The sequence below is a fragment of the Echinicola rosea genome (assembly GCF_005281475.1).
Lineage (GTDB): Bacteria > Bacteroidota > Bacteroidia > Cytophagales > Cyclobacteriaceae > Echinicola > Echinicola rosea.
The window spans coordinates 4,694,700-4,714,888 of sequence record NZ_CP040106.1 but is presented as its reverse complement, the minus strand read 5'-3'; the positions used below and the strand labels follow the sequence as shown (position 1 = coordinate 4,714,888).

The window sequence follows — 20,189 nt, the reverse complement described above, 5'->3', positions numbered from 1 at the left end:
AATAAATAACCTAGCCCTTCGATAGAAATTAATTTATTGTATTTTTGCAGTAAAATAGAAGGAAAGAAACATGTTTGATAATCTTAGTTTTAAACTAGATAGAGCATTTAAGACCCTAAAGGGTACTGGTAAGATTACCGAGATTAACGTAGCCACGACAGTAAAGGAGATCCGTAGGGCGTTGATCGATGCTGACGTAAACTATAAAGTAGCCAAGGAAGTCACCGATACGATCAAGAGCGAAGCGCTTGGTAGAGATGTATTGATTTCTGTTTCTCCCGGTCAGTTGCTTGTGAAGATCACGCAAGAGGAGCTGACAAAGCTAATGGGGGGGGCCAAGGAGGATATCAGTCTCAAGGGAGACCCGAATGTGATTTTGATTTCAGGGCTACAGGGTTCCGGTAAGACCACTTTTTCCGGTAAGCTGGCCACCCATTTGAAAAAGCAGGGGCGTCAGGTACTATTGGTAGCTTGTGATATTTACCGTCCGGCGGCCATTGAGCAGTTGAAGACTTTGGGTGAGCAAATCGGGGTAGAGGTATATGCTGAACCGGACAACAAAAACGCTCTGGATATTGCTTCCAAGGCCATAGCTTACGCCAAGAAAAATGGTAAGAAAAACGTCATCGTCGATACGGCAGGTCGTCTGGCAGTCGATGAACAGATGATGAATGAGATTTCGGACCTGAAGGAGCACCTTGACCCTGCTGAGACACTTTTTGTTGTGGACTCCATGACTGGCCAGGATGCGGTGAACACGGCCAAGACCTTTGATGAGCGGTTGGATTTTGATGGGGTGGTGCTTACCAAATTGGATGGCGATACCCGTGGTGGTGCGGCCATTTCCATTCGTCACGTGGTGGATAAGCCGATCAAGTTTATCTCCACTGGTGAGAAAATGGAAAACCTGGACATCTTCTATCCAGACCGGATGGCCCAGCGGATCCTAGGTATGGGGGATGTGGTTTCCTTGGTGGAGCGTGCCCAGGAGTCATTTGACGAAGATGAAGCCAAACGCATCAACGCCAAGATACGAAAGAATCAATTTAACTTTGATGATTTCCTTTCCCAAATCGAACAGATCAAAAAGATGGGGAACCTAAAAGACCTGATGGGAATGATTCCCGGGATGGGTAAAATGATCAAAGGATTGGATATCGATGACGATTCATTTAAGCCGATAGAAGCGATCATTAGGAGTATGACACCTCTGGAAAGAGAAAATCCAGATGTAATCGATGGAAGTAGGAGAAAGCGAATAGCGGATGGAAGCGGAAGATCCATCCAAGAAGTCAATAACTTGATGAAGCAGTTTAGGGACATGAGAAAAATGATGAAGCAGATGAATAAAATGGGCGGAGCCCAACGTGCCCTAAGCAACTTGATGCCAAACAATATGGGAGGGAAGTAAACCCTTCTCCTACTATCATAACATAAAAAAATCCAGTAGGCAGTAGCTTACTGGATTTTTTTATGGATAATTGATCTTCAGCATTTATGCTTCCACGTTTCCAGGGACACTGGAGACTTTCATGATTTCGTGAAGGTCATCATCGGTGATTTCTTTTTTCATGTCTGCGTGCTCAAGGAAAAGTTGATAGATTTCGTCCAGCTGCAGTTTGGTAACGGTATAGCCGATTTTATGAAGCCTGAAGGCCAATGCCGCACGACCACTTCTTGCGGTCAGTACGATCATGGACTCGTGTACACCGACTTCTTCAGGATCGATGATTTCGTATGTTTCACGGTTTTTGATGACACCATCTTGATGGATACCAGAAGAGTGGGCAAAAGCATTGGATCCTACGATGGCCTTGTTTGGCTGTACATGCATGCCCATGCGCTCAGAAACCAGCCTGGAAATTGGATTTAGTAGCCTGGAGTTGATGTTGTTATAGACGTTCAGCCGTGGATGTTGTTTCATGATCATGGAGACCTCTTCCAAAGAAGTGTTGCCGGCCCTTTCTCCTATGCCGTTGATAGTACATTCGATTTGGCGTGCACCGTTCATGACAGCAGAAATGGAGTTTGCTGTGGCCAGCCCCAGGTCATTATGGCAATGGGCAGATATGATGACATTTTCGATGCCTCTCACATTGTCCATGAGGTACTTTATCTTGGCGCCGTATTCATCTGGCAGACAGTAGCCAGTGGTGTCGGGAATGTTCAATACAGTGGCACCGGCTTTGACTACTGCTTCGCAAATGCGAGCAAGGTATTCATTGTCAGTCCTTCCAGCGTCTTCCGCATAAAATTCCACATCCTCTACGAAGGATTTTGCGTGTTTTACTGCGGCTACTGCCCGTTCGAGGATTTGATCGGGCGTACTCTTAAATTTATATTTGATATGGGAAGGAGAGGTACCGATTCCAGTATGAATTCGAGGTCTTTTTGCATATTTTAGCGCCTCAGCAGCTACTTCTATATCCTTTGCCACACCTCGGGAAAGACCACAGATAATAGGTTCGGAAACACTTTTCGAAATTTCTACGACTGATTTGAAGTCACCTGGGCTGGAAACCGGGAATCCCGCCTCGATAACATCCACGCCCAGCTTTTCCAACTGTCGTGCAATTTCGATTTTTTGTGGGGTATTCAACTTACAGCCTGGGACCTGTTCTCCATCCCTTAGGGTAGTGTCAAAGATTAATACTTGTCGTTTATCCATAATCTGAGTTTTTATTCTAAAATCTAAAGTAAAATCTTATGGATTGATTGTAAATTGACTTAACTTTATTTGTCCAATGTTTAATTGGTTTTTAATGAATGTAATTGATTGGTTTTTAATGCTTTAAATATATTTATTGTCTGATGTCTGGAAAGGAAAAAGATAGTGTATTTATTTTGATCAAGTCCTTAAGTGCTTCAGATAAGCGGGGCTTTAAGCTTTATGCCAAGCGGTTTGGAGCCAACGAAAATGCCAAATTTGTGAAGCTTTTTGATACGTTGGATAAAATGGAAGTTTATGATGAAAAGATACTGCTGAAGAAGGCTCCTGTCACCAAAAAGCAGTTGGCCAATATGAAATCACATTTGTACAAGCAAATATTGGTCAGCCTTCGTTTGATATATGCCGATCACAATGTGGAGTTGCAGCTTAATGAACAAATAGATTTTGCAAGGATCCTATACAACAAAGGGCTGTATAAGCAGAGCCTGAAATTGCTGGACAAGGCCAAGCAGACGGCTAAGAAGTATTACCTAGATACGATCATGCTTAGGATAGTGGAGTTGGAGAAGGTGATCGAGTCACAGCATATCACACGGAGTATGCGGGACCGGGCAGAAATACTGGCCAATGAAGCCAAAGAGCTGGTGAGCAGTGCTTCCCTAAAGAACACACTGAGCAATCTTTCCCTTCAACTTTACGGTCTATACCTTAAAATGGGACATGTTAAAGATGAGTATGACCGTAAATTGGTAGAGGCCTATTACCTGAAAAACATGCCGGATTATGAGCTGGATGACTTGAATTTTTACGAGAAACTTTACCTTTTTCAGTCCCAGGTTTGGTTTTACCATATCTTGCAGGACTTTCCACTCTGTTACCGCGCAGCCCAGCGGTGGGTGGGGCTGTACCAAAGCCATCCCCAAATGAAAAAAGTGGCCACCGGCAATTACCTGAAAGCCTATCATTACTTGTTGGATACACTATTTTACCTGCAGCAGTATGAGCGATTTATTGTGGTATTTGAGCAGTTTAAGGACAGCTTGGAGAACGATGACTTTAGAATGGATGATAATTGTAGGATTCTGGCTTTTCTCTATTATTATTCCAATAGCATCAACTATTACTTTCTGATTGGAGACTTCAGCTTGGGTGTGGAAAAGGTTATTCCTTCTTTACTTGCCGAGATGAAGCAACTTCGATCCAAGTTGGATGTGCACCATGTGGTCGTTCTTCACTATAAAATTGCCTGCTTATATTTTGGAAGCGGAGATAATATGGGAGCCATTAGGCATTTGGATGAGGTGATCAGTCATACCGGTGATGGGTTGAGGGAAGATTTGCAGTGCTTTGCACATATCCTTAAGCTGATTGCGAGCTATGAAGAGGGACTAGATGATAACTTGGAGCAGCAAATCAGGAATGTCTATCGGTTTTTGATCAAGATGGAGGACTTGCATTTGGTCCAGCAGGAAATGATGCATTTTGTCAGAAAGCTCAATAGGATTTATGAATATGAGTTGAAATCAGCATTTAAGGAATTAAGGGACAAGCTGGTGCAATACGAAAACCACCCTTATGAGAAACGTGCCTTTTTGTATTTGGATATCATTTCTTGGCTGGACAGCAAGATCCAAAACCGTCCCGTCCAAGAGGTGATCAGGGAAAAGTTTCAGCAGAAAATTGTGAAGGAAAAGTGAGGTGGAAAGCAATGGCTAGAGACGTGAGAAGTGAGATGTGAGTATGGAGACATAAAACATGAGAATCCTCCCCTTTTAGGGGAGGTTAGGTGGGGTTATTATCGAGCAAAGAGAAACCCGGGCTCCGGGTTGTGCTGGGGCTCTGACCCCGGCACTGGCATGTTTTGAGTCTCTGACTCAATTAAGCTCTTTCAGATTTTAACCCTCCCAGTTATTACCACATTTTTTCACTGTCGTCCGATTACATTTTATTTACGCTGAAACCGTAGCTTTAAATGAAAATAGCTAAGATTTACTTGATTTCGTAAAACTCCCGTTCTTTGAATGGATGATAAGAAAGTCCCCTTTAGCGGACTTAGGGGCAGATTTGGACCAATTTTTTTTCAATCCCAAAACCTTTACTTGGACGACCATGACAATTAGTAATGAAAACAAATATTAACCCGGTCAACACTAATCAGGGAAGTACAATACACAGGCTGAGAATGGTTGAGGCTGTCTCATAAGTTCTCGTTGCGATTCCGATGGAAATCTGAAGAAGCCAATTTCGTCATACGTGCAATGAAAGCACATTGAGATCACTTCGCTCCGTTCGTGATGACGGATTGTTTAACCCGCTTTATGCATTAGGAATCGTTATGAGAGCTGAAACTACAAGAAAATCAGGCTGTTTGGAGATTGATTTTGTCCGCCGCGGCGGATCAGGTCGCAATAGATAGGCTAATGCATAATGCGGGTTTAATTATGGGTCAGCCTCAATAAACATCGAGCTTGTAGCTCGTCGATCGACATGATGGGTACAACTTTAATGAGCATTATCGACAGGTTTCTTCCATTAGTGTTATGACAGTCGCTATATCTTTTTTGGTTGTCCTGTAATTGACAAAGGCTGCTCGGATGGCTACTTTTCCCTGATAGGTAGTAGGGGTCATGAATACCTTGCCAGTGGCATTTAAGGAAGACAAAAATGAAGCTGTACGGGCATGATCTTTTAGGCAAAAGCAGACCGTGTTCAGTCTCACGGGTGCCAAGAGTTCAAAACGCTCATTCTCCTCAATAGCCTGGCCAAATTCCTTTGCCAATGTGATACAATTTTCAACGATGGATTGGTAGCCTTCTCGTCCATAGGAAACGAGGCTAAACCAAACAGGAAGGGCTTTGAGGCGCCTTGAGTTTTCTGGAAGTAGATTGAGGTAATTAAAATTCTCCATGGGGTCTCCCAGGTAGGGCGCATTGGAATTTTGGAAAGAGGCTACTTGGAGTAATTGGTGTTTTTCCTTTACTAGGAACACGCCACTTTCATAGGGAACATTGAGCCACTTGTGGCCATCCAAGGTGATGCTATCTGCTTGATGCCAGTCCATCAGTAGCCCCTTATAGGATGGAGAGCAAGCCGCAAAGCCACCAAAAGCCGCATCGATGTGCCACCAAAATTGGTGTTTTTCCTTAAGTTTGGCAATGGCCGAAAAGTCATCAAAATCCACGGTGTTTACCGTGCCAGCACTTGAAATGAGTATAAAAGGCTGACCTTCCAGATGTTGAATGGTACGTTCAAGATCCTCAATATCCATGGCCTCGCGGTTGCCATTCTTGGTGTTGATGTGTATGATGTTTTTGCTACCAAGACCAAGCATAGCCAGGGATTTGATGGAGGAGGAGTGCGGTGTGGCGGATAAGACAGGAATGGTTTCCGTGATACCGTTCCTCGCGAAGTCCTTCCCTTGTTGCTGCCCTACCCACTGCCGTGCTACGGCCAGGCAGGTGAAGTTTGACATCGTCGCTCCAGTTACGAACCCGCCTAGGTAGTCCTTAGGCAACTGGAGTAGTTCAAGGAGTAATAATATGGTTTGCTTTTCGATGGTGCCAGAAACATCCCCATGGCCTTTTGTCGTTTGTGTATTTTGGTCATAAACGGAGGTAAGCCAGTCCCCGACCATAGCCGCTGGTGTGGTGCCACCTGTGACAAAACCCCAAAATCGAGGACCTGAAGAAGCCACCATAAGTGGCTCGAAACGCTGAAAGAATTGTTCGAGTGCTTTGAGGGTGCCGGGACCTTCCTTCGGCAAATTAATATGTTCGGTAACTTGATGAGTAGAAGAAGTAGGCCGCTCGGAAAGTGCGTTTAGATAGGTTATGCCTTTGTCTTTTACCGTATTCAGTAGCTCATCAAACTGGTTAAGGTCGCTTTCTAAAATTTTGTGCATTGATAAAGGGGGTGTCGGTATGACAGTGTAAAAAACTGCAGTGAAAATCAGTAAACTTTTTTGTCTTCTTTAGAAATCCACTCCTGGAATACTTCCAATGCGGCATTGTCAGGAGAGTGAATCATGGAGATTTTTCTATCGGATGGAGACAGTGGAAGTTCCTGATAGATGAAATCGTCGTCAAACCCTGCATTCGCTGCTTCCTGTCTGGTATTGGCAAAGAAAACTTTAGAGGGTCTGGCCCAGTAAATAGCGCCCAGGCACATGGGACAGGGTTCGCAGGAGGTGTAGATTTCGCAGCCGTCCAACTGGAAGGTGCGGAGCGTCTTACAGGCTTCCCTTATGGCAACTACCTCCGCATGGGCAGTAGGGTCATTGGTGCTCAGGACTTGGTTGTTTCCCTTTCCGATCACCACACCATCCTTAACGATCACACAGCCGAAAGGCCCTCCTTTGCCAGAATTCATTCCCTCACGGGAGAGGCCAATGGCCATCTCCATAAATGTTTTTTGAAGATTTGTCATATCGATTAAAATGAGAACGGAATTTCTATTGCCAAGTACACAAGTACCAAGTCAAACCTGCCATTTCCGGCAGGCAGGCCTAAACCTACGTGTAATCCGGTGTGTCTTTTCGTTTATCTCTACTTTGCAAAAAGACTTCCTTAGAGGCGTTTATTGCGCCTTGATATCGTCCAAAACCTACTACCGCCTTAGCCTTCATTTAAGCGTTGACTTGACACTAGGTCTAAATTAGGACAGTTTTGGGAATAATAAAATCTAAAAAATAATATTACCTTGGGTATAACCTAATTTAGCGTGATCAAGGTTGTTAGCTACGCCTTAACCGATCCATTTATTGACAAATTGTAGGAAATTTTCCTTATAATGATCACTTACGGAAATGGTCATGGTGCCGATATTGACTGTATTCCGAGTGATGGAATCAATATGATCGAGGGAGATGATATATGATCGATGAATTCGCATAAAATGGGCTGCTGGAAGAATGTCTTCCATGTTTTTTAAACTGGTCAAAGAAAGTGTGGGGGAGGGTTTACCAATTAGATGGACTTTTACGTAGTCTTTGTATCCTTCCAGGTAAAGGATGTCCCTTAGCATCACTTTTACCAATTGATATTCTACTTTAAGGAAGATATAATCTTTTTTATCCGTTTCTATTGGGGCAGGTTGATGTTGCGTTTCGAAGAATTGGTAGGCCTTTGTGGCGGCTTTTAAAAACTCCTCATAGCTGTAGGGCTTCAGGAGGTAATCCAGTGCATCCACCTTATAACCTTCCACGGCAAACTGATTATAGGCAGTAGTGAAAATGATCCTAGTGGAGCGGGTCTTTTTATTGTTTTCCAAAACCCTAGCCAGTTCCATTCCAGAAAGGTCCGGCATCTGGATGTCCAGAAAGATCAGGTCCACTTCGTGTTTATGCGTGAAAGCCAGTGCGTCAATAGCATTTTCAAATTTGTCCTCCAAGGACAAAAAGGCCGTTTGTTCTATAAAATTGCACAGCATTTTTAATGCTAATGGCTCGTCATCTACAGCAATACACGTTAGTTTCATGCAAGGTTGATTTTGAGGGTGACACGATACTCATTTTCTGGATTTTGATCATCTATCGCGAGTTCATGCTTTTTATGGTAAAGTAAAGATAGCCGCCTTTTGGTATTGGCCAAACCGATGCCTCGCTGGCTCGATTCTGGGCTTCCCATATTTTTGGGGACTATTTTGTTTGATGTTTCTAAGGTGAGGGTATTTTCTTGTGTGTGTATTTTTATGGAAATAGTCCCTGGCTGACGGCTGCTGATGCCATGTTTAAAACAATTTTCCACAAAAGGCAAAAGTAACATCGGCGCGACTACCCTGTCTTCCATTTTTTCATCGATTTCGAGCTCGATCTTTACTTTCTCCGATATACGCAATTTCATCAATTCGATAAAATCTTTGATAAACCCGATTTCTTTGCTGAGCAATGTCTGGTCTTTTTCGGTCTCATAAAGCACGTAGCGCATCATTCTGGACAGTTTGTGCAGGGCTATTCGGGCACTTTCTACATCGATGCTGGTAAGTGAGTAGATGTTGTTCAGGGTATTGAAAAAGAAATGGGGATTGATCTGCGCCTTCAGGTAAGAGAGTTCGGAACTGATCCGCTGCTGGTCCAGCTGCCTTCTTAAGGCTTCGTCTGTCTGCCACTTTTGGACGGCAGCCACACTTGTGCTGATCCCCGCCGCGAGAAAGAGCACCAAAAGCATGAAAACATTAATGTAATCCCTTTTGGGCTTGAATGGCTGATCGTCTTCAGGGTGAAAGGCCTTATGCATCAACTCTGGAAGATGGAGCAGGTTTTCAAAATATTCCATGGCAAACATCAATGAAAAACACAGCCCCAGGATGAGCAATAAAAAGGGCCATATTTTTCCTTCAAATAAAAGCTTTGGCACAAAAACATCTTTGTTGGCATAAAATAGCCCTACCAACAATGTTATCAAGGTCAGCTGCCTGTACCAAAACTCCACGGGTAAGGTGGTATTCCATGACAACGGTCCCAATAGAAAAAGGACGGCACCGATCAATATCCACGCTAAAATATGAATGAGGATAGAGATGCTTTTGTGCAGTTTGAGGCCTTGGTTCATCCGTATAGTGATTGATTGTTTTGATAAACTTAACAGAAACTGGTTATATCTGAAAAATATAATCGTCCAAATGAGGTTTTTTACCTATAGACTGGGGAATTGAATCCTTTGCCGCCTTTTGGGATGTAGCTTAATCCTTCTATCTACTGTAATGCCACTTTTGTCGATAAAGTACCGCTTGTCATCTATTCTGTTTTTTTGTGGTTTCGAATAGGATTACTTTGCTTATGAATACTATCCCATTCGGGTCAATGGGGTAGCTAAATCTATTTAAAAGGACGTTCAAACCTAAAGCGATATACATGAAATTAATGATTCAAAATGTGGGAATGTGGCTTCTTCTCTTAGGAGTAGTGTCCTTTGCCCATGGCCAAGAAACTTCCAAAGCAAATGATTACCAGCTGACCGGTACGGTGGTAGAAGCGGAAAGCGGTGCTCCAGTGGCTTACGCAACCGTGTTACTATTGGACCAAAGTACGGATAAGCAAGTTTCCGGTGGGGTAGCTGATGATGAGGGTAAATTCTTTATCACTGGTTTTGGGCCAGGGACATATAAACTCCAAGTGAATTTTGTTGGTTTTGCGCCTTATGCCAAGTCCGGAATTAAAGTGACCAATGGTCAGAAGGATCTTAATTTGGGCAATATTGGACTGGAAGAAGAGTCCGTTTCACTGGATGAAGTGACGGTACAGGGCCAGCGAGAACTGATCACAGAGAAAGTGGATAGGACCATTTATAATGCTGAAAATGATAAAACTACTGTGGGTGGAGATGCTACGGATGTATTGAGAAGGGTGCCGATGCTCTCTGTGGACTTGGACGGAAATGTATCCATGAGAGGCAGCAGTAATATCCGAGTGCTGATCGATAACAAGCCATCTACCATGTCTGCCAGTTCGATTGCAGACGCCTTGAAACAAATACCAGCGGATGAGATCAAGTCCGTAGAGGTGATTACTTCTCCATCGGCCAAATATGATGCAGAAGGCACCGGTGGTGTGATCAATATTATCACCAAGAAAAACAATCTGCAAGGCACCTCTTTAAGCATCAATACCTCTGCAGGGATGAGGGGGAGTAACCTTGGTCTGAATGCCAGTGCCAGGAAAGGAAAGTGGGGATTTAACCTGGGAGGTTTTGGCCGGGCAGGCTATAATATCAAAGGGGGATTCGAAAACAATCAGCAGGTGATCAATCCTGATGGATCCGTATCCAATATTCTCCAGAGTACAGACACACGTACCAATATGCTAATGGGTCGCTATAATTTTGGGGCTGACTATGAGATAGACAAATATAACTGGCTGGCGGCATCCGTTAATTTTGGTATGTTCAACTTTAAGAACAAGCAAGACAATCTATTGACTGAAAACTACTTGGATGATGAGTTGGTGAGTGCCCTGATGAGGACGGTGGACATGGAAAACCTCTCCAATACCGTCGATGTCAGCCTTAATTACACCAGGACCTATGAGAAGCCACAAAAGGAATTCAGCATCATGGGACTTTATAGTAGAAACAACCGTACCAATGACTTTGTCCAGGCGCTGCTGGATGGAAACTTTGAAGAGGTAGAGCAGCGTACCAAAAATGAAAATGCTTCCAACAACCAGGAATTCACCCTTCAAGTGGATTATATTACCCCATTGGGTGATGGAGAAGACCAGATTTTGGAATATGGCGCTAAAAACATCCTTCGTCGAGTGAGCAGCGATTATGCTTATTTTACCGCTGAGGGTGCCGATGGTGAGTATGTGGAGAATGAAGATGCCCAGTTTAGCAATGAATTTGACTATGATCAGAATGTAACAGCGGGGTATGTTTCCTATACGCAAGGTTTTTTAAAGCATTATACTGCCAAAGTAGGCGCGCGCTATGAGTACACGACCATTAATGCGGATTTCAAGACAGGCGAAGAGCAAGCGGATATTCCAGATTATGGCGTGCTGGTTCCCAGTGTGAACCTTAGCCGTAAATTTGAAAGTGGTAATATGATCAAGGCAGCCTATAACCGACGAATTCAGCGGCCATCTTTACAGTTTTTGAACCCCAATATACAAGGCGCCAATCCGACGCAGATCACACAGGGAAATCCCCTTTTGGATCCGGAATATACAGATAATTTCGAATTGGCGTACAGCACCTATTTCAAATCTGCCAGTATTAATATCGCCAGTTTCTATCGCAATACGTCCGGATCCATACAGCCCATCAGAAGCGTGTTGGATGATGGGGTAATCTATACCACTTATGAAAACATCGGAAGTGAGCAAGCGGTAGGGCTAAATCTCTTTGCCAATATAAATGTGTCCAATAAACTGTCCTTTAATGGAGGGATTGACACTTATTATACCATGATCGACAATAACGTGGACGATCCGATATACAATGCTTCTAATGAAGGTTTTGTGGTCAGTGGGCGGATGTTTGGTAATTATAACATTACCGAGAGTTGGGTCCTTCAGGGTTTCGCTTTTGCCAGAGGAAGACAGGTAAATCTCCAAGGGTATGAAACCGGCTTTGGGATTTATGGTCTGAATATCAATAAGCAGTTTGCGGAGAAAAAAGGCAGTATTGGTTTTGGTGCAGAAAATTTCTTTACACCTGAATTCAAAATGGAAAATGAAATCGTTTCGCCTACCATTATCCAGCAAAGCACCAATTATATGCGAAACATGAACTTTAAGATCAATTTCAGCTACCGAATAGGTAAGATGAGCGTGGCGCCAAAGAGAAAGAAACGGTCCATAGAAAACGAGGACCTCAAAGGCGGTGGTAACAGCGGGGGAGGAATGATGGGGCCGACTCAGTAATGGTTCAGTTGACAACGTGCAGCATGTTGCGTTGTATATAATAAATTTTTCTTTGTTTAACCCGTTTTATGCATTAGGAATCGTAATGAGAGATGAAACTACAAGAAAATCAGGCTGTTTGGAGATTGAATCATCCGCCGCGGCGGATGGTGAGATCGAAAACATCAGCTAAGCGACTGATTTTGTCCGCCGCGGCGGATCAGCTCGGAATAGATAGGCTAATGTATAATGCGGGTTTAATATTAAAAGGGTTCAATAGAAAAGCCTGCCGGAATATTCTGGCAGGCTTTTTTGTAGGGTAACACATAGCTGAGCTCATATGAATGATTAAGGGATCATGATTTTATAACCGGTTAAATCAGGTTTGGCTAAAAGCTGTATATTAGTCTCTCTAAGTTATTTATAAAACTGTATTTTGTCCATAATGAAAAAGCAAAATGTGTGGCTTTTAGGAGTGCTTGTGTCTCTTTACTTTTTTGGTGCGCTGTTGCCTGCTGCAGCTCAGGATGATTCAGAAGTTGATTCTTTAAGTTCTTACACCTCAAAAAAATATTTGCATGGGCTTGGGGCGGAGCTACGGTACGCTTATGTCTTTCCTCCTAAGCCTTTTTACAGAAATGAGGAGACGAGGTCTCGCTTGGCCAAAAGTGCATTTTCTGCACATTTTCGGTATGGATTTTACCTTCCCAAGGGTACCAACCGGTATCGTGTGTATGGGGACACTTATTGGGGAATGGGTTTGGCGCAGTTCTATTTTGGTAATAAAAATGAACTTGGAAACCCCATAGCGATTTACCTTTTCCAAGGGGCACGGATAGCCCACCTAGCTGAAAATATTACCCTTAATTTTGAATGGAATTTTGGCGTCTCTGGAGGCTGGAATCCTTATGATCCGGACAGCAATCCCAATAATAAAACGGTCGGATCACGATTCAATGCCTATATCAATGCGGGCTTGCACTTTAAATGGAAGCCAAGTGATCAGCTTTATATTACTTTGGGCTCTGATCTTACACATTTCTCCAACGGCAATACCGCCTATCCCAATGCGGGGATCAATATGCTTGGAGGTAAACTGGGGGCCGTGTATCGACTGGGAGAGGATGGCCGTTATCAATATGCTGATACCAAACGGTTTTCTTCCTCATCAGGCGTGGTCTTTCACCAGCACATGAGTTATGATGTGGTGCTCTTTGGTTCCTGGCGCAGAAAGGGAGTGGCTTTTAACGGAGAGCGGATTCCTTCTCCTGATTCCTATCCAGTAATTGGGGCAAACATAAGTGCGCTGTATAATGTCAGTCATAAATTTCGGACAGGGCTTTCACTCGATCCGCTTTTTGATGGCAGTGCCAATGTTTATGCAAAAGATTATATCCAGCCCATAGGTGGGCCTTATAGTCCTCCCGACTTCATTACACCTGAACTAGGACATCAACTGGCGCTTGGAGTATCTGCCCGTGCGGAGTTTGTCATGCCGGTATTTTCAGTGGGAGTGGGTATTGGTACGAATGTCATCCATAAGGGAGGGGATTTCAAAGGCACATACCAGGTTTTTTCGCTGAAGACAAGGGTCAGTAGAAATAGCTTTATCCATGTCGGTTACAACCTCAAGGACTTTAGCGAAGCCAATTTCCTGATGCTTGGGATAGGCTATACGTTTGGAAATGAAAGAATGTTTTAGAATATCAAGTTACTATTGATCAAATATGGTTTCTGTAGAGAGCAATTCTCTTTTAAAAATTTTTGATTTGATAAAAAAAAGCACGATAGAAAATCCTCTAGCGTGCTTTTTTGTTAAAAAGGTTTTATGATTTTACTTCACGTAAGTCACTTGCTTTACAGCTTCTATGGTGCGTTTTACGTTTGGAAGTGTAGCTTCGATGTAAGTTGGCGCATAACTCAATGGAATGTCCATGGAGTTTACCCTAAGTACTGGTGCATCCAAATAGTCAAACATGTTTTTCTGGATATTGAAAGCCAGATCGGTAGCCAGTGAAGAGACAGGGTTTGCTTCTTCTACGACCACACAACGGTTGGTTTTCTTAACGGATTCGTACACGGTAGCGTAATCGATAGGACGAACAGTCCTCAGGTCGATCACTTCGGCTTCGATGCCATCTTTGGCAAGTTCTTCAGCCGCTTCGAGGGCTACTTTCATGATTTTACCAAAAGAGACGATGGTCACATCAGCACCTTTACGCTTGATTTCCGCCACACCAATAGGCAGTAGGTATTCTCCTTCAGGTACCTCACCTTTGTCGGAATACATCAGTTCCGACTCCATAAAGATTACGGGATCATCGTCACGGATGGCAGATTTAAGCAATCCTTTGGCATCATAAGGGTTGCTGGGAACAATTACTTTCAGCCCAGGTGTATTGGCAAACCAATTTTCGAAGTTGGAAGAGTGGGTTGCTCCCAATTGTCCGGCATTACCGGTAGGTCCCCTGAATACGATAGGCACATTGTAAGCTCCACCAGACATGGCGTACATCTTTGCAGCTGAATTGATGATTTGGTCAATGGCCACCAAGGAAAAGTTAAATGTCATGAATTCGATGATAGGTCGCAGACCGTTCATTCCGGCACCTACGCCCAGTCCGGCAAAACCGCCTTCTGAGATCGGGGTATCGATCACCCTGTCTGGTCCGAATTCATCCAACATGCCTTGGGTTACTTTGTAGGCTCCATTGTATTCGGCCACTTCCTCACCCATGAGAAACACGTCTTTATCGCGTCTCATTTCTTCGGACATGGCCTCTCTTAATGCTTCTCTAAATTGTATTTCTCTCATTTTTTAGCCAAAATTTTCGCTCGTAAAAATAGAAAGTAATCCTTCAATTACCAAGTCGAATGCAGAATTAACCTAGGAATGTTAGAAGGTTTGAATGTTTTAAGGTGGTAGTGTTTTAATGAACCTGCTTTAGAAAATGATGTGTTTAAACCTTATAAAGAAATGATATATTAAGTTTTAGTCTTGCCTCTTGTTTCGGTTAAGGGAATTTACCTCCTAAAGTTACGCTTTGGTACATTAGAGGTGAAACTTCCTTTAAAAATTGGGGAAGACTTTCCTTCATCACAAGCCTTCCTTTTTTCATGGAAAAACAATATTCAGGAGGAGCGCTATAGGAAGAACTATTAAAAACATGGAGGGTATCAAAATAAGAATAATGTTCATCTAAGTTATTATAACCCTCTATATATCTTTTTTCAATTTCGTGATCTGGAACATGATGACCGTTATTTTCTACACGAATTGCTACCCTTCTTTTTGCCTCCTCTATTGAATCTAAGCAAAAATAAATTAGGCTTATTTCGTATCCATTACTTTTAAAAATGTTCGGCCAATAGAGTGGAGTGGAGTTGAAATTTGTTTCATAGGCAAAAGACTGACCATTTTTGATAGCAATATCCGTTTTTTGTTCTAGCTCTCGAAAGGCCATATTATGAGCCTTGATGTCCTGAAATTCTGAGGATATCAGTGATTTATATTCGCAAAAAATGCTTGTTGTAATCAAAAATCTCGATGGAGCTAGGAGTTAAGGCCCAAGAATACGTAGATTTTCCGGCTCCATTACATCCCCCTATTACAAAAAGTACTGGCAATACCATTACTTAGTACTTAAATTGCGGAGAAGGTTTAGGTTGTTTTTTTTGTATACCTAAGGCAGTGTTTTTTTCGTAAACCAAAATTTCCTTTCGAACATGAGGCATTTGCGACTTTAACCTACGTTTGAATTCTTTGATTTGACCGGCAATATCATTTTTTTGCTTATTCATATTACAAATATAATAAATTTCGTTTGGAGACCTAAGTACATATCTGAACCTACCCGTGTAATTTATTCACCTACCCCATAAAAACTGTCTTCACATTCATAAACTCCTTAATTCCATTTTCTGCCAGCTCCCTGCCATAGCCTGATTTCTTGATGCCTCCGAAGGGCAGATAGGGATTGGAGGCTACCATGGAATTGATGAATACTGCGCCACTTTCGATCTTCCTGCTCAGTTGGTCGGCCTTTTCTGGATCTTTGGTCCATAGGGAAGACCCTAGCCCAAATTCCGAGTCGTTGGCAATGGCTATTGCTTCAGCTTCATCCTTTACTTTGAACACCGAAGCCACCGGACCAAAAAGCTCCTCGCTGTAAGCAGGCATGTCGGGAGTCAGGTTCCCAAGAATATAGGGCTTGAAAAAGGCCTTGTCTTCTTCTGGTTTGATGCCTTCCAAAATCACCTCAGCACCTTTTTGAATGGAGGCTTCCACTTGCTTGTACAATTCCATCGCGAGATCCGGACGGGCCATGCAGGCATATCCTGCATGTTCATCCAATGGATCCCCGGGGGAATAGTCCTCAATGGCTGACTTAAAATGGGCAATGAACTCATCATAAACAGCTTCTTCGACGATGAAGCGCTTGGCAGCAATGCAGCTTTGTCCGAAATTGATCATACGTCCTTTGGCAGCTACTTTGGCGGCCTCTTTGACATCAGCGTCTTTCAACACGATAAAAGGGTCACTGCCGCCCAATTCCAGCACGGTTTTTTTGATCTGCTCGCCCGCTTGTGCCGCAATGATTTGGCCTGCTTTTTCGCTTCCGGTAAGGGTAGCGGCTTTCACATCAGGATGGGCGATGATGTTAGCGACTTTGTCCGAGCCAATTAATAAGGTTTGGAAAACACCCTTTGGAAATCCAGCTTTGGTGAAGACCTCTTCGATGGCCAGTGCGCATTGGGGGACATTGCTGGCATGTTTTAGCAGGCCTACGTTGCCTGCGGTGAGGTTTGGGGCGGCAAAGCGAAACACTTGCCAAAAAGGAAAGTTCCAAGGCATCACGGCCAGGACTATGCCCAATGGGTTATAGACCACTTTAGCCTCCTTTCCATCGGGCAGTGATATGGGAGCGTCAGCGAGCATCTCCTCGGCTTTCTCAGCGTAGTATTCACATACCCAGGCACATTTTTCTACTTCGGACCTGGATTCAGTGATGACTTTGCCCATTTCCAGGGAGATGATTTTTCCGTATTTATCGACATTGTCCCTGAGGACTTGGCCTGCCTTTTTCATGAGTGCTGCCCTTTGGGCAATGGGCAATTCCCGCCAAGAAAGGAATGCTTCTTGACCCGATTGAATGGCTGATTCCACTTGCTCTTCGGTGTGTTCAGCATATTCTTCCAAAAGTTCTCCTGTATAGGGATTGATCGATTTCATAGGATAGGTTTTAGTGGTTAATAATTGCTAAAAGCCGGTCCAAAATCAAGTAATGGACTTATGGATAAAGAAGCATAAACTGTTCCTAAACTGACAAATCCTCTAAAGGAAATTTACTTTCCAAGGAGCTTTTTTACTCCATTGAATATCAGCAAGGCAATAAAGCCAACGATTAGCCCAATCACAAAATCCTTGACCATACTGGGGACTGCAGGCACAATGTGGTGCAAATATTCAATATTGTGGGTGAAGATACCGCCCGCCACCAATAGCAAGGCCAAGGTTCCGATGATGCCTAGCGCTTTGATGACAATGGGCAAGGCATTGACCAGTCCTTTGCCGATATTAAACATGAGTCCGGATTTTTTTTTGCTTTTGGCCATTATTTTATAGCCTGTTTCGTCCATTCGTACGATCAAAGCGACGATCCCATAGACTCCCACGGTGGCCAAGATGGCAATAAAGGTGACGATGATGATCTGATTCAGAAGCGGTTCTCCTGTTACTGCTCCCAAAGCGATGATGACGATCTCAACAGAAAGGATAAAATCGGTCACAATGGCTGATTTTATCCGCTCTTTTTCGACTTGTAAAATTTCCTCTTTAGTGCGTGTTTCTTTGATGGCTTCTTTTTTGGAATGATGATGGGGGACAAAGAAATGATACACTTTTTCTGCTCCTTCATAGGCCAAATAAATCCCGCCAATGAGCAGGATGACCGTGACCGCCCAAGGCAAAAACGAACTTAGCAAAAATGCGATGGGAAGGATGATCAGTTTATTTACAAAGGACCCTTTGGAAATGGCCCAAAGTACAGGGATCTCCCGGGACGAAGTAAAGCCCGCAGCTTTTTCGGCATTTACGGCGAGGTCATCACCTAAAATTCCCGCGGTTTTCCGGGTGGCTATTTTGGTCATGGAGGCCACATCATCCATGAGTGTGGCGATATCATCTAGGATTGCAAAAAAGCCTGAAGCCATAGTGTAAGTAGGATTATTATTTAAAAGCTTAAAAATAGTAAAATCCTTTATAGAAAAGAATGGAGATGGGGAATTCGCAGGGCGAACGCATTAAAAAAAGTATCTCAGTTGGAATATATGTCTGTCGCTCCTATGGAGTTTAGCTTCATATGTGCTACAATTTAGGGTGCGGGTGACATCTACGCCTACTGTTTTATATGATCCTCCGCAAAAAGGCTGATTTGACAGCATGCTCATTTGCTGACTACAAAACCCATAAATTATTTATATGTATCCGCTGCATTACATGTAATCAAATTCACTATTGTTTATGCTTTGATCAGACTTTCCTACTTTTCCCCCGAAAGCTTTCAGGGCAGGCTTGTTTGACGAAATACTAGCCAAAAAGAATGTTGGCAGCTAGGAAAGGAGGAGTTTGCCTGCATGAGGGAAGGTTTTAATTTTAGGCCAATAGCTGCACACCTGTGCGCCGTGGCGTAGCGGCAGGGTTTTTTGGTCACTTTGTGTGTCCTGAAGTTCGGGAAACCGGACATGCTATCCAACTGATGTCGAATAGGGCGTTACAACCCTTGGCACGACGGCTGGGACTGGATCAGGCAGACCAGTCAAATTCCCCTGATGGTGCTGCGCTTTCAAGGCTGTGGTACTGAGCGATCAGAAGGAATGTGTTTCGAAAAGCTGAACGAAAGTGAACCGTTCGATGAAGTGTCGTGAAAAATACTTCCTGTCAAAACCGGGGGCTAGAGTGACTTCCGGGACAAAATAGGCAGCGCAGACTGAGAGTTGGCCTATTGGCAGGCGGCATTAAGGCGGCAGGAGTTCGAAACAGGCGGTTGGATGGAACAGGAGAACCATCCCCTTTGATAGGGATGGGGCGGATCAGTCCGTAGTAGTGTTGAAAGCTCTGGAAACGGAGAAAGAGCGAAGGGACTGAGGCAATCGGTTTTGAATGGTTCCACAACCTAAAAATTAGGGAAGATGGAGTTGTTTGAAACAAAATCTGGAACATCAGATTTGATTGCCAAGAGCCGTATGACGGGAGACTGTCACGTACGGTTCTGAGAGAGGCTTGGGCATAGGGCCCAGGCCTACTCGACTTTGACCTGCAGCAAAAAAGTGACAAAGCTAAAGGGATGAAAACCACCCAGGGATTTAGCTAGAAAAATAACTGCCAAGGAAAAAATATAGAACCCATATTTTCCAGATACACACTAACTAAACGGCATTGACAAACTGGGGTAAAATGCCAGCGGCACGGATGATAGCTGCCCAACACGAAATAATATTAAATGCGTTTGCCTTGGGGAATTCGTCTTTATCTTTTGTGGCGTCGTTAAATTCCATTTCTTTGTTCTCAGCTTGGTCATTGCCAGGTTGGTATGCATTTAGAATGGAGCGGAGCAAACAAATATGGTAAAAATAGCGTTGATTTCGGATTCCCACAGTTTTATTGATGATAAGACACTTTCCCATCTGCAGGATGTGGATGAAATCTGGCATGCAGGGGATATTGGCGATGAAAAAGTCATGGAGGCCTTGCCCAAAGGGAAAAAAATCCGAGCCGTCTATGGCAATATTGATGACTTGGCCTGTCAGCAAAAGTATCCTGAGGAATTGATTTTTGATCTGGAAGGCGCCAGGGTGATGATGATCCATATCGGTGGCAAGCCTCCCAGATACGCCAAGGGAGTAAAGAAACACCTAAAAGAAATAAAGCCCACCATTTTTATTTGTGGTCATAGTCATATCTGCAAAGTGGAGTTTGACAAAGAGCTGGGCTGTCTGTATATGAATTCAGGGGCTATTGGCAATCATGGCTTTCACCAAATGAAGACACTTTTGAAATTTGACCTTGAAGGGGGCCAACCAAAAAATCTCCGGGTCGTTGAATTAGGAAAGCGGGGAAGATAGGACTTAATGGCAAAATCCAGAGTATTATGGGCAATGATGAGTTAGGAATTGGGA

16 protein-coding genes are annotated in these 20,189 nt (G+C 43.5%); 6 read left to right on the top strand and 10 right to left on the bottom strand.

Annotated elements, in window-relative coordinates; genetic code table 11:
• The first annotated feature begins 70 nt into the window (after positions 1-70).
• The gene (gene ffh / locus FDP09_RS18475) at positions 71-1,411 is read left to right on the top strand and encodes a signal recognition particle protein (protein ID WP_137404074.1); all 1,341 of its coding nucleotides are present in this window, start codon (positions 71-73) and stop codon (positions 1,409-1,411) included.
• Between the two features lie 84 nt (positions 1,412-1,495).
• On the opposite strand, the gene FDP09_RS18470 is transcribed toward ffh, so the two are convergent.
• On the bottom strand, positions 1,496-2,668 hold the full coding sequence (locus FDP09_RS18470; RefSeq protein ID WP_137404073.1) for a 2-isopropylmalate synthase: 1,173 nt from the start codon (positions 2,666-2,668) through the stop codon (positions 1,496-1,498).
• Positions 2,669-2,811: 143 nt separating this feature from the next.
• On the opposite strand from FDP09_RS18470, the gene FDP09_RS18465 reads away from it, so the two are divergent.
• Entirely contained in the window at positions 2,812-4,368 is a 1,557-nt protein-coding gene (locus FDP09_RS18465) for a hypothetical protein (protein ID WP_137404072.1), read from the top strand.
• An 815-nt stretch (positions 4,369-5,183) separates the two neighbouring features.
• On the opposite strand, the gene FDP09_RS18460 is transcribed toward FDP09_RS18465, so the two are convergent.
• The 4 genes from FDP09_RS18460 to FDP09_RS18445 form a co-directional block, all read right to left on the bottom strand.
• Entirely contained in the window at positions 5,184-6,572 is a 1,389-nt protein-coding gene (locus tag FDP09_RS18460; RefSeq protein WP_137404071.1) for a pyridoxal phosphate-dependent decarboxylase family protein, read from the bottom strand.
• A gap of 47 nt (positions 6,573-6,619) precedes the next feature.
• The gene (locus FDP09_RS18455) at positions 6,620-7,096 is read right to left on the bottom strand and encodes a nucleoside deaminase (protein ID WP_137404070.1); all 477 of its coding nucleotides are present in this window, start codon (positions 7,094-7,096) and stop codon (positions 6,620-6,622) included.
• A 318-nt stretch (positions 7,097-7,414) separates the two neighbouring features.
• Positions 7,415-8,146 (bottom strand): LytR/AlgR family response regulator transcription factor, encoded by a 732-nt coding sequence (locus tag FDP09_RS18450; RefSeq protein WP_137404069.1) that lies wholly within the window; start codon positions 8,144-8,146, stop codon positions 7,415-7,417.
• Complete coding sequence (locus tag FDP09_RS18445; RefSeq protein ID WP_137404068.1) at positions 8,143-9,219, bottom strand: sensor histidine kinase; 1,077 nt, start codon at positions 9,217-9,219, stop codon at positions 8,143-8,145. Before FDP09_RS18445 ends, FDP09_RS18450 begins: the two co-directional genes overlap by 4 nt.
• A gap of 302 nt (positions 9,220-9,521) precedes the next feature.
• Here FDP09_RS18445 and FDP09_RS18440 point away from each other — a divergent pair, with 302 nt between their 5' ends.
• Both FDP09_RS18440 and FDP09_RS18435 read left to right on the top strand, forming a co-directional pair.
• On the top strand, positions 9,522-12,032 hold the full coding sequence (locus FDP09_RS18440; RefSeq protein ID WP_137404067.1) for a TonB-dependent receptor domain-containing protein: 2,511 nt from the start codon (positions 9,522-9,524) through the stop codon (positions 12,030-12,032).
• 424 nt (positions 12,033-12,456) lie between these two features.
• Positions 12,457-13,713 (top strand): acyloxyacyl hydrolase, encoded by a 1,257-nt coding sequence (locus FDP09_RS18435; RefSeq protein ID WP_137404066.1) that lies wholly within the window; start codon positions 12,457-12,459, stop codon positions 13,711-13,713.
• A 132-nt stretch (positions 13,714-13,845) separates the two neighbouring features.
• Here the strand turns inward: FDP09_RS18435 and FDP09_RS18430 are convergent, their stop codons facing one another.
• From FDP09_RS18430 to FDP09_RS18415, 4 genes are all read right to left on the bottom strand, one after another.
• The gene (locus FDP09_RS18430; RefSeq protein WP_137404065.1) at positions 13,846-14,826 is read right to left on the bottom strand and encodes a pyruvate dehydrogenase complex E1 component subunit beta; all 981 of its coding nucleotides are present in this window, start codon (positions 14,824-14,826) and stop codon (positions 13,846-13,848) included.
• Between the two features lie 199 nt (positions 14,827-15,025).
• Positions 15,026-15,475, bottom strand: a complete 450-nt coding sequence (locus tag FDP09_RS18425; RefSeq protein WP_137404064.1) for a hypothetical protein — start codon at positions 15,473-15,475, stop codon at positions 15,026-15,028.
• Between the two features lie 407 nt (positions 15,476-15,882).
• Positions 15,883-17,244: an NAD-dependent succinate-semialdehyde dehydrogenase gene (locus FDP09_RS18420; RefSeq protein ID WP_137404063.1), complete on the bottom strand. Its 1,362-nt coding sequence runs from the start codon at positions 17,242-17,244 to the stop codon at positions 15,883-15,885.
• A gap of 113 nt (positions 17,245-17,357) precedes the next feature.
• Positions 17,358-18,224 (bottom strand): DUF808 domain-containing protein, encoded by an 867-nt coding sequence (locus FDP09_RS18415; RefSeq protein WP_137404062.1) that lies wholly within the window; start codon positions 18,222-18,224, stop codon positions 17,358-17,360.
• A gap of 464 nt (positions 18,225-18,688) precedes the next feature.
• On the opposite strand from FDP09_RS18415, the gene FDP09_RS18410 reads away from it, so the two are divergent.
• On the top strand, positions 18,689-18,874 hold the full coding sequence (locus tag FDP09_RS18410) for a hypothetical protein (protein WP_137401110.1): 186 nt from the start codon (positions 18,689-18,691) through the stop codon (positions 18,872-18,874).
• Positions 18,875-19,439: 565 nt separating this feature from the next.
• Here the strand turns inward: FDP09_RS18410 and FDP09_RS23860 are convergent.
• Positions 19,440-19,628 carry a hypothetical protein gene (locus FDP09_RS23860; protein WP_187328709.1) on the bottom strand — a complete coding sequence of 63 codons (189 nt, stop codon included), beginning with the start codon at positions 19,626-19,628 and terminating at the stop codon, positions 19,440-19,442.
• 6 nt (positions 19,629-19,634) lie between these two features.
• On the opposite strand from FDP09_RS23860, the gene FDP09_RS18405 reads away from it, so the two are divergent.
• Entirely contained in the window at positions 19,635-20,135 is a 501-nt protein-coding gene (locus tag FDP09_RS18405) for a metallophosphoesterase family protein (protein WP_137404061.1), read from the top strand.
• The last annotated feature ends 54 nt before the right edge of the window (positions 20,136-20,189 follow it).